At 49.7% G+C, this 10,329-nt stretch carries 14 protein-coding genes; 8 read left to right on the plus strand and 6 right to left on the minus strand.

The window, feature by feature from the left end; all coding sequences use genetic code 11:
• Nucleotides 1–10: 10 nt before the first annotated feature.
• Nucleotides 11–436 (plus strand): Zn(2+)-responsive transcriptional regulator, encoded by a 426-nt coding sequence (gene zntR, locus EHN13_RS22040; RefSeq protein WP_048213521.1) that lies wholly within the window; start codon nucleotides 11–13, stop codon nucleotides 434–436.
• A gap of 57 nt (nucleotides 437–493) precedes the next feature.
• Nucleotides 494–712: an alternative ribosome-rescue factor ArfA gene (arfA, locus tag EHN13_RS22045; RefSeq protein WP_048213520.1), complete on the plus strand. Its 219-nt coding sequence runs from the start codon at nucleotides 494–496 to the stop codon at nucleotides 710–712.
• Here the strand turns inward: arfA and mscL are convergent.
• The 5 genes from mscL to def all read right to left on the minus strand — a co-directional run bounded on the left by mscL (nucleotide 709) and on the right by def (nucleotide 5,476).
• The gene (gene mscL, locus EHN13_RS22050) at nucleotides 709–1,122 is read right to left on the minus strand and encodes a large-conductance mechanosensitive channel protein MscL (protein ID WP_003031152.1); all 414 of its coding nucleotides are present in this window, start codon (nucleotides 1,120–1,122) and stop codon (nucleotides 709–711) included. The genes arfA and mscL overlap by 4 nt on opposite strands.
• Nucleotides 1,123–1,263: 141 nt before the next feature.
• On the minus strand, nucleotides 1,264–2,640 hold the full coding sequence (gene trkA / locus EHN13_RS22055) for a Trk system potassium transporter TrkA (protein WP_003031153.1): 1,377 nt from the start codon (nucleotides 2,638–2,640) through the stop codon (nucleotides 1,264–1,266).
• Between the two features lie 21 nt (nucleotides 2,641–2,661).
• Nucleotides 2,662–3,951 carry a 16S rRNA (cytosine(967)-C(5))-methyltransferase RsmB gene (gene rsmB, locus EHN13_RS22060; RefSeq protein ID WP_124022084.1) on the minus strand — a complete coding sequence of 430 codons (1,290 nt, stop codon included), beginning with the start codon at nucleotides 3,949–3,951 and terminating at the stop codon, nucleotides 2,662–2,664.
• Between the two features lie 53 nt (nucleotides 3,952–4,004).
• A complete protein-coding gene (fmt, locus tag EHN13_RS22065; protein WP_101743187.1) occupies nucleotides 4,005–4,952 on the minus strand; it encodes a methionyl-tRNA formyltransferase in 948 nt (315 codons plus the stop codon).
• Between the two features lie 14 nt (nucleotides 4,953–4,966).
• A complete protein-coding gene (gene def, locus EHN13_RS22070; RefSeq protein ID WP_040232019.1) occupies nucleotides 4,967–5,476 on the minus strand; it encodes a peptide deformylase in 510 nt (169 codons plus the stop codon).
• Nucleotides 5,477–5,605: 129 nt separating this feature from the next.
• Between def and dprA the strand changes: the two genes are divergently transcribed.
• From dprA to EHN13_RS22100, 6 genes are read left to right on the plus strand one after another with little or no spacing between them, the layout of a single operon-like run.
• Entirely contained in the window at nucleotides 5,606–6,730 is a 1,125-nt protein-coding gene (dprA, locus tag EHN13_RS22075; RefSeq protein ID WP_124022085.1) for a DNA-protecting protein DprA, read from the plus strand.
• The gene (gene smg, locus EHN13_RS22080; RefSeq protein WP_005134083.1) at nucleotides 6,702–7,175 is read left to right on the plus strand and encodes a DUF494 family protein Smg; all 474 of its coding nucleotides are present in this window, start codon (nucleotides 6,702–6,704) and stop codon (nucleotides 7,173–7,175) included. Before dprA ends, smg begins: the two co-directional genes overlap by 29 nt.
• Nucleotides 7,176–7,201: 26 nt before the next feature.
• Nucleotides 7,202–7,744 carry a DNA topoisomerase family protein gene (locus EHN13_RS22085; RefSeq protein WP_048213516.1) on the plus strand — a complete coding sequence of 181 codons (543 nt, stop codon included), beginning with the start codon at nucleotides 7,202–7,204 and terminating at the stop codon, nucleotides 7,742–7,744.
• A 3-nt stretch (nucleotides 7,745–7,747) separates the two neighbouring features.
• Nucleotides 7,748–8,320, plus strand: a complete 573-nt coding sequence (gene tsaC, locus EHN13_RS22090; protein ID WP_048213515.1) for an L-threonylcarbamoyladenylate synthase type 1 TsaC — start codon at nucleotides 7,748–7,750, stop codon at nucleotides 8,318–8,320.
• A 1-nt stretch (nucleotide 8,321) separates the two neighbouring features.
• Nucleotides 8,322–9,143 carry a shikimate dehydrogenase gene (gene aroE, locus EHN13_RS22095; RefSeq protein WP_116361274.1) on the plus strand — a complete coding sequence of 274 codons (822 nt, stop codon included), beginning with the start codon at nucleotides 8,322–8,324 and terminating at the stop codon, nucleotides 9,141–9,143.
• Nucleotides 9,140–9,397, plus strand: coding sequence for a DUF1488 family protein (locus EHN13_RS22100; RefSeq protein ID WP_116361273.1), 258 nt, complete (start codon nucleotides 9,140–9,142; stop codon nucleotides 9,395–9,397). Before aroE ends, EHN13_RS22100 begins: the two co-directional genes overlap by 4 nt.
• On the opposite strand, the gene EHN13_RS22105 is transcribed toward EHN13_RS22100, so the two are convergent.
• Nucleotides 9,373–9,927, minus strand: a complete 555-nt coding sequence (locus EHN13_RS22105) for a gamma carbonic anhydrase family protein (protein ID WP_048213512.1) — start codon at nucleotides 9,925–9,927, stop codon at nucleotides 9,373–9,375. The two genes, EHN13_RS22100 and EHN13_RS22105, sit on opposite strands and share 25 nt — an antisense overlap.
• Nucleotides 9,928–10,329 lie beyond the last annotated feature (402 nt).

Raw genomic sequence — 10,329 nt, forward strand, 5'->3', positions numbered from 1 at the left:
CGGAGAGAGCATGTACCGAATTGGTGAAATAGCGAAACTGGCTGACGTGACGCCAGATACTATCCGCTACTATGAAAAGCAGCAGATGATGGAGCATGAAGTGCGTACTGAAGGCGGATTTCGCCTCTATACAGAAAGCGATCTTCAGCGCCTGAAGTTTATTCGTTATGCCCGCCAGCTTGGTTTCACTCTGGAGTCGATCCGCGAATTGCTTTCGATCCGTGTTGATCCCGAACACCATACCTGTCAGGAATCAAAAGGGATCGTCCAGGAAAGACTGCAAGAAGTCGAAGCACGTATTGCCGAACTTCAGACGATGCAGCGGTCTCTGCAGCGATTGAATGATGCATGCTGCGGCAAGGCACATAGCAGCGTGTACTGCTCTATTCTTGAAGCTCTTGAGCAAGGCGCCAGTGGAACAATATCAGGCTGTTGATTTCTTGAACTGCCGGGTCTACACTCGCGGCGTAAATTACTACAAACTGGAGATATTATGAGTCGTTATCAGCACACCAAAGGGCAGATAAAAGACAACGCCATTGAGGCGCTTCTGCATGACCCACTGTTCAGACAGCGCGTTGAGAAGAATAAAAAAGGTAAAGGTAGTTATCTGCGTAAAGGTAAACATGGCAATCGGGGTAACTGGGAGGCCAGTGGCAAGAAAGTGAATCACTTTTTTACCACTGGCCTTCTGGTTTCAGTGAGTGCTTAAGAACGGTTATTTTGTTCTTTCAGCAGGTCACGAATTTCACTCAGCAATACTTCTTCTTTCGAGGGAGCTGGCGGTGCAGCCGGCTCTTCCGCTTTTTTACGATTCAGTTTGTTGATCAGTTTGATTGCCATAAAGATAGCAAACGCCACAATAATGAAATCAAATACGTTCTGAATAAATACACCGTAATGCATAACGACAGCCGGGATGTCTCCCTGCGCATCGCGTAATGTCAAAGCAAACTGTTTAAAATCGATCCCACCAATTAACAACCCCAGTGGCGGCATGATGATATCGGCAACCAGCGATGAAACAATCTTACCGAATGCCGCACCAATAATGACACCCACTGCCAAATCGACAACATTCCCGCGCATCGCGAATTCGCGAAACTCTTTAATAATGCTCATTTTATTCTCCCTATGCAGCTGACGTTTATAAGTTTAACAAATGTTTAGGCAATTTCCATTTATGTATTGCCGAAAGGAAAATTTATTAGACCATGAAATATAAAGGGAAATAAAAAGGGCGCTGTATTCGCGCCCAAATTATTACAGGAAGAAAGGACTTGGCTGGAATAGTCGCTCGACGTCAGTAATAAACTTTTTGTCTGTCAGGAACATGATAACGTGATCACCCTGCTCAATACGCAGGTTGTCATTGGCTATCATCACGTCGTTACCTCGCACTACCGCACCAATAATGGTACCGGGTGGAAGTTTAATTTCATCAATTGAGCGTCCCACAACCCGAGATGTTGTTTCATCCCCGTGTGCGACGGCTTCAATGGCTTCCGCGACGCCACGGCGTAGTGAAGAAACGCCGACAATGTCAGCTTTACGTACGTGACTGAGCAGCGCGGAGATGGTCGCCTGCTGTGGTGAAATAGCAATATCGATCACGCTACCTTGCACCAGATCGACGTATGCTCTGCGTTGGATTAACACCATCACTTTCTTGGCACCCATCCGTTTGGCAAGCATCGCCGACATGATATTCGCTTCATCATCGTTGGTCACTGCGATAAACAGATCAACTTGATCAATATGTTCTTCAGCCAGCAGCTCTTGATCCGAGGCATCACCGAAAAAGACGATCGTATTTTGCAATTTCTCCGCAAGCTCGGATGCCCGTTGCTGATTGCGCTCGATCAGTTTGACGCTGTAATCTTTTTCCAGACGTCGGGCCAGACCAGCACCGATATTACCGCCACCCACTAACATAATACGCTTGTAGGGTTTTTCCAGACGCTGCAGTTCACTCATTACGGCGCGAATATGCTGTGATGCCGCAATAAAGAACACTTCATCACCCGCTTCAACGATCGTAGAACCTTGTGGACGGATTGGTCGATCATGACGGAAAATCGCCGCAACGCGGGTATCGATGTGTGGCATATGTTCACGCATTGTCGACAGTGCATTGCCGATCAATGGTCCGCCGTAATAGGCTTTTACTACTGCCAGACTGACTTTACCTTCGGCAAAATTGACTACCTGTAATGCACCCGGATATTCAATCAGTCGATAAATGCTATCGATAACCAGTTGCTCCGGCGCAATCAGGTGATCGATAGGTACCGCATCGGATTGGAATAGCTTGTCCGCATCACGAACATAATCCGGTGAACGAATACGGGCGATGCGATTAGGCGTATTAAACAGTGAATAAGCTACCTGGCAGGCAACCATATTTGTTTCATCTGAGCTGGTTACGGCAACCAGCATATCGGCATCGTCGGCCCCAGCTTCACGCAGTACGCGAGGATGTGAACCGTGCCCTTGCACGACGCGGAGATCAAACTTGTCCTGCAGGCTGCGCAGGCGTTCACCATTGGTATCGACTACCGTGATATCGTTGTTTTCTCCGACCAGGTTTTCAGCCAGCGTACCGCCAACTTGCCCTGCGCCCAGAATGATAATTTTCATCAGTCGCGACCCGTTATCTCATCACTTTTTGATTAGCTTAGCGTAAAAGAAGCCATCGCCATCTTCCGCACCTGGTAAATTCTGACGTCCGGGTTTTTCCGGCGTACCGGTTTCGCTTAATACCGCATCCGGCGTGCGTGCCAGGAAGGCGGTAATTTGCTGCTGGTTTTCTTCTGGCAGGATAGAGCACGTTGCATAAACCAGCGTGCCGCCAGGTTTAAGATGTAACCAGGTTGCATTCAGGATCTCGGCCTGCAATTGGGCAAGTTCGGCAATATCCCGGTCGCGGCGCAGCCATTTGATATCCGGATGGCGACGAATCACCCCGGTGGCAGAACACGGAGCATCCAGCAAAATACGGTCAAACTGTTGTTCGCCACACCATTGTTGTGGATATCGACCATCACCCTGTTTTACGGTTGCATTCATGCCGAGGCGTTTCAGATTGTCGTAAACGCGCGATAAGCGTTTCTCATCGACATCGACGGCCATCACGTTAGCTTGCGGAGCAACTTCCAGAATGTGCGTCGTTTTACCGCCCGGCGCGCAGCACAGGTCGAGGATCTGTTCACCGTTCTCCGGCAACAGATAAGTTACACATCCTTGAGCTGAAGCATCCTGGACGGTTACCCAGCCTTCATCAAAGCCTGGGAGGGCGTGTACAGGAGCCGGCGTTTCCAGACGCACTGCATCCGGATAATCCGGATGTGGGAAGCCGGTTAATCCTGCTTCGCTAAGCAGGTCCAGCCAGGCGTCGCGCGTATGGTGGTTACGATTGACACGCAGCCACATCGGTGGTCGCTGATTATTGGCTTCAAGAATAGCTTCCCACTGCTGTGGATAGGCATTTTTGATACGCTTAACCAGCCATGAAGGGTGTAAAAAACGCAGTTCGCTTTGCGCAAATTCGGTGAGCAACTCTTCCTGGCGGCGCTGAAACTGGCGTAATACACCGTTAATTAGCCCTTTCAACTGAGGTCGTTTGATAATGACTGCACCTTCGACGGTTTCAGCAAGCGCAGCATGTGGTGGAATACGGGTATGCAGTAGCTGGTAGAAGCCCACCATGATCAGATAGTGAACGGTGCGCTGTTTGCCCGTCATTGGACGTTCCATCAGCTGCTGGATCATCCACTCCAGTTGGGAGAGCGTGCGTAATACGCCGAAGCAAAGTTCCTGCAACAGCGCCTTATCTTTGTCGGCTACTTTTTGCTGCATGGCGGGCAGTACGTTACTCAACGATTGGCCCTTTTCGACAACCTGTTCGACAGCCTGGGCCGCCATACTGCGTAAATTAAGATGTTTTTTCATAAGCGCAAAAATAAAAATGCCCGGAGGCTCCGGGCTTTAAAAGAGATGAACCGTCAGATCAGACGATTCCCGGGCACAAACCACTCCCGACGCGAATTGAGCAGATCCTGTGCGCTCATCGCTTTCTTACCGGCAGGCTGTAAAGCGATGAGATTCAGGATGCCGTCGCCTGTTGCGACCTGGATGCCCTGCTTTGTCGCCTCGAGGATGGTGCCTGGTGCAGACTGTGTGTTCACAGCAATAACAGAAGCTTGCCAGACTTTCACCGGCTGACCGTCGATTTCTAGCCAGCTCATTGGCCACGGATTAAAGGCACGAATGCAACGTTCCAACTGAGCAGCAGAAAGCGACCAGTCGATACGTGCCTCTTCTTTGCTGAGTTTTTCTGCATGTGTCACCAGAGATTCATCTTGTACCACTGGTTTTATGGTGCCAGCAGCCAGCTGTTTTAGCGTTTCAATCAGCCCCTGAGGCCCCAAATCTGCCAGTTTATCGTATAACGAACCGCTGGTATCTTCCGCCGTAATCGGGCAAGACAGCTTAAGCAGCATATCTCCGGTGTCGAGGCCAACATCCATCTGCATGATGGTTACACCTGTTTCGGTGTCGCCTGCCCACAATGAACGCTGGATCGGTGCGGCCCCACGCCAGCGTGGAAGCAGAGAACCATGAACGTTGATGCAACCCAGACGCGGCATGTCCAGTACGGCTTTTGGCAGAATCAGGCCATATGCCACCACCACCATTACATCAGCGTGCAGATCAGAAACCAGTTGTTGGTTTTCCTGGGGACGAAGAGATACAGGTTGGAAAACGGGTATCCCTTTTTCTTCCGCCAGCACTTTTACCGGGCTGGGCATCAGCTTTTTACCACGTCCCGCAGGGCGGTCCGGTTGGGTAAACACCCCAACGACGTTATGTCCAGAAGACAACAGCGCGTCGAGATGACGCGCTGCAAAGTCAGGTGTACCCGCAAAAATAATACGTAGTGAGTCTGACACGTTGATTCTTGTCCTTAAGCTCGGGCGTTCAGGCGGTCGAGTTTTTCAACTTTCTGACGAATACGTTGTTGCTTCAACGGAGACAGATAATCGATAAACAGTTTACCGACCAGGTGATCCATTTCATGTTGGATGCAGATAGCCAACAGGCCATCGGCCTCCAGTTCAAAAGGCTTACCGTCGCGATCGAGCGCACGAATTTTTACTTTTTCAGCGCGCGGTACTAATGCACGTTGTTCAGGAATAGACAGGCAGCCTTCTTCAATGCCCGTTTCACCGTCTTTTTCCAGCAACTCTGGGTTAATGAGTACCAGACGCTCGTCACGGTTTTCAGAGACATCAATAACAATGATGCGCTGATGAATATCGACCTGTGTTGCGGCCAGACCGATACCTTCTTCGGCGTACATCGTTTCGAACATATCATCAACGATACGCTGAATTTCTGCATTCACTTCTTCAACCGGCTTTGCGACTTTGCGAAGACGCTCGTCCGGAATATGTAACACTTGCAAAACTGACATAGTTATCCAGAGTTGTGTTCAGGAATTGGAAAGATTATTACCTCTATTCTAGACAAAACCCGCTCTGATTGACAGCATCAGTGACCAATCGCAAAGATTGCCAGGACTGCTTGTGGCAGGGGAACAGGGATGACCCATATTGAGATTTGGTTACGTTTAGCACAAGTGAATGAACTGTATGGTGATGAGATGGTGCGCACTGCTCGCTGGCTTATCGCTCAACCGAGTATTAACAATACGGTACTTCGGCATGCAGGGTTCACTCCTCGCCAGGTCGAACGTTTTCTGGCCTTTTCTGAACAGTCACTGGAAAAAACGCTGCGTTGGCTTGAGTTACCCCATCATCATCTGGTTTTTGCCGACAGCAAGTATTTTCCGCCGCAACTGCGTGCTATTGAGGATTACCCTGGCGTACTTTTCATTGCTGGCCGCCCTGAGTGTCTTCACTCATTTCAAGTTGCTGTTGTCGGCAGTCGGCAGTACTCCTGGTATGGCGAACGATGGGCGCGGTTGTTCTGCGAAAAGCTTTCAGCATGTGGTGTGACGATCACTAGCGGACTGGCTAAAGGGATTGACGGTGTGGCGCATACTGCAGCGATAAACACACACGGGGCCAGTATTGCGGTACTGGGAAATGGTTTGGAAACTATATATCCACGGCGACATGTTCGTCTTGCCGAAAGTTTGATAGAGGCCGGAGGTGCTCTGGTGTCCGAGTTTCCTTTGGATATGCTCCCTTTACCGCGTAATTTTCCCCGACGAAATCGCATTATTAGTGGTCTAAGTAAGGGAGTACTGGTTGTTGAAGCGGCACAGCGTAGTGGCTCATTAGTCACTGCACGCTGTGCGCTGGAACAAGGACGGGAGGTTTTTGCTTTGCCTGGACCGATAGGGAGTTCGGGAAGTGAAGGTCCCCATTGGCTCATTCAGCAGGGAGCCATGCTTGTGACGGCACCAGAGGAAATACTGGAAAGTTTGCAATATGGGCTGCAATGGCTGCCAGATGAGCCTGAAAAATCAATTTATTCGCCGGATCACGAAGAGGTGGCATTGCCATTTTCAGAGCTCCTGGCTAACGTAGGAGATGAGGTAACACCTGTTGACGTCGTCGCTGAACGTGCCGGCCAACCTGTGCCAGAGGTAGTGGCTCAACTGCTCGAACTGGAGTTAGCAGGATGGATCGCAGCTGTACCCGGCGGCTATGTCCGATTGAGGAGGGCAAGCCATGTTCGACGTACTAATGTATTTGTTTGAGACATATATCCATAACGAAGCTGAGCTGCGTGTGGATCAGGACAAACTGGAACGGGATCTTACCGACGCTGGTTTTGATCGTGAAGACATCTACAACGCGTTACTGTGGCTGGAAAAGCTTGCTGATTATCAGGACGGCCTTGCAGAACCTATGCAGCTTGCATCAGATCCCCTTTCTGTACGTATTTATACTGCAGAAGAGTGCGATCGGCTGGATGCGAGCTGTCGGGGGTTCCTGCTATTCCTGGAGCAGATTCAGGTGCTAAACCTCGAAACGCGAGAAATGGTGATAGAGCGCGTACTTGCGCTGGATACGGCTGAGTTTGATCTGGAAGACCTGAAGTGGGTGATCCTGATGGTTCTGTTCAACATTCCAGGCTGCGAAAATGCCTATCAGCAAATGGAAGAATTACTCTTTGAAGTGAATGAAGGTATGCTGCATTAATCAATCTTCATTCAGTATGAGTTGTTATGGCTAAATCAGCACTGTTTACGGTGCGTAAAAACGAGCCCTGCCCACAATGTGGGGCTGAACTGGTTATTCGTTCCGGGAAACACGGCCCGTTTCTTGGTTGCTCACACTATCCAGAATGCGATTATGTCCGTCCGCTGAAATCATCTGCGGACGGACATATAGTCAAAGTTCTGGAGGGTAAATTCTGCCCTGCATGTGGCGCTGAACTGGTGCTGAGGCAGGGACGATTCGGTATGTTTATTGGGTGCAGTGATTACCCTGCCTGCGATCACACTGAGCTTATCGATAAGCCTGATGAAACCGCAGTAGTGTGCCCCCAATGCCAGACGGGCCACTTGGTTCAGCGGCGTTCACGTTATGGCAAAACCTTCTACTCCTGCGATCGCTATCCGGAGTGTCAGTTTGTCATTAACTTCAAACCGTTAGCGGGAGAGTGTCCAGAGTGCCACTATCCGCTACTCATCGAAAAGAAAACCGCGCAGGGTGCGAAGCATTTCTGTGCCAGTAAACAATGTGGAAAGCCGATCCCGGCGGAATAAAAAGTGAATAAAAACCTGCCTACGGACCCCATCGCTGCCGCGATAGAGGTTCTGCAACAAGAAAATGTCATCGCTTATCCAACAGAAGCCGTTTTTGGTGTCGGTTGCAATCCTGACAGCGAAACGGCGGTAATGCGTCTGTTGGAACTCAAACAACGTCCAATTGATAAAGGTTTGATTTTGATTGCAGCAAGCTTTGATCAACTCAAACCGTATATTGATGACAGTATGCTCACCGATGCTCAACGTGAAGCAGTTTTCGCTCGCTGGCCTGGCCCTGTCACTTTCGTTTTCCCGGCTCCTGCGACAACGCCGCGTTGGCTAACCGGTCGTTTTGATTCGCTCGCCGTGCGCGTCACGGATCACCCGCTGGTGGTTGCATTGTGCCAGGCTTATGGCAAGCCATTAGTTTCTACCAGTGCCAATCTGAGTGGACTGGCACCCTGCAGAACGGTAGAGGAAGTACGAGCGCAGTTCGGGGAAGATTTTCCAGTGGTTGAAGGTAATACCGGCGGACGTTTGAATCCCTCGGAAATCAGAGATGCTTTGACGGGTGAACAGTTTCGACAGGGGTAATATGAAAGAAGCCTATGCTGTTTTTGGTAATCCGGTAGCACACAGCAAATCGCCTTTTATTCATCAGCAATTTGCAGAGCAGCTGAAGATTGATCACTCTTATGGTCGGGTGTTGGCGCCGATCAATAACTTTGTGAATACGCTCAATGCCTTTTTTGCTGATGGGGGGAAAGGGGCTAATGTTACCGTTCCTTTTAAAGAAGAGGCTTTTGCGCGTGCTGATGAACTAACAGAGCGGGCATCGCTGGCTGGGGCGGTCAATACTCTAAAACGGCTGGAGGATGGGCGTTTACTGGGTGATAACACCGATGGTATCGGCCTGCTTAGCGATCTTGAGCGTTTGTCTTTCATTCATCCCGGGTCTCGTATCCTGTTGATTGGGGCTGGTGGAGCGTCCCGTGGCGTGTTGCTGCCTCTCCTGTCTATGGATTGCGCGGTGACTATTGTTAATCGCACCGCCTCACGTGCTGAAGAATTGGCGCAGATCTTCTCCCATACCGGCAGCGTTCAGGCGGTAGGAATGGATGAGCTGGATAATTACACCTTCGATCTGATCATCAACGCAACGTCCAGTGGTATTAGCGGTGATGTTCCAGCCATTCCTGCATCGCTTATTCATTCTTCGGTTTATTGCTACGACATGTTCTATCAAAAGGGGAATACTCCGTTCCTTTCCTGGTGCGTATCGCATGGTGCAAAACATTGTGCTGATGGTTTGGGAATGCTGGTGGGGCAAGCGGCACATGCTGTTTTGCTCTGGCATGGTGTACTACCGGAGATTGAGCTTGTGATTAAAACACTGCAACAGGAACTTTCTGCATGAATCAGGCGATTCAATTCCCTGATAGGGAAGAGTGGGTGGCGGATATTAATTCCGTCGTCTTCCCGGCGATGGTTCATGGTATGCAGCTAAAATGTGCCATAAAAGGAGAGACGCTGGCGCATCGCTTTGGCGGCGACACGCCTGAACAGTGGCTTGAAACTTTTCGCGAATATCGCTGGGATCTGGAAGAAGAGGCTGAAGCATTGATCCAGACCCAGCAGGAAGATTCTCAAGGTTGGGTCTGGTTATCCTGACCTAAATACTCATCTTTCCACTTCACGTAGTTGTCAGCAGAATACTGTAGGCCTGCTTTCTCTTCATCAGTTAGTGGGCGGATTTGTTTAACCGGGCTTCCCAGATACAGATATCCGCTTTCCAGGCGTTTGTTTTGTGGAACCAGGCTCCCAGCCCCAATCATAACGTCGTCTTCTACGACTACGCCATCCAGCAGAATCGATCCCATACCGACTAAAACGCGGTTGCCAATGATGCAACCGTGTAGCATGACTTTATGACCAACCGTAACGTCCTCACCCACGATCAGTGGATTACCCTGCGGATTAGACGTGGATTTATGCGTGACATGGAGAACGCTGCCGTCCTGGATGTTTGTACGGGCACCAATTTGTACATAGTTAACGTCGCCACGAATGGCAACCAGTGGCCAAATCCCGACATCATCAGCCAGACGAGCATCGCCAATGACAACACTACTACTATCGATCATGACGCGTTTGCCGATCTGTGGGAAAAGATCCTTATAAGGACGCAGTACATCAGACATGTTTACCTCAATGAAAATAGGGCGGTAATGAAGACTTTGGTTGGATTATTGAGACTGTGCAAGTGGTTTAGCTATCAAAAATCAGCCAAATTGCACAGGAATGTAGCGAAAGGAGTGAAAAACAAGCATTCGGCAAAAAAGATCCAAAAAACACTTGTGCTAAAAAATGGGATCCCTATAATGCGCCTCCATCGACACGGCGGATGTGAATCACTTCACGCAAACAGCCGGTTCGGTTGAAGAGAAAAACCTGAAAATGAGGGTTGACTCTGAAAGAGGAAAGCGTAATATACGCCACCTCGCGACAGAGCGCTAAAGCGCGTCGCAACTGCTCTTTAACAATTTATCAGACAATCTGTGTGGGCACTCGAAGATACGGATTCTTAACGTCGCAAGACGAAA

Origin of the sequence: Citrobacter youngae, assembly GCF_003818115.1 — a bacterium.
GTDB classification, from domain to species: Bacteria; Pseudomonadota; Gammaproteobacteria; order Enterobacterales; family Enterobacteriaceae; genus Citrobacter; species Citrobacter youngae.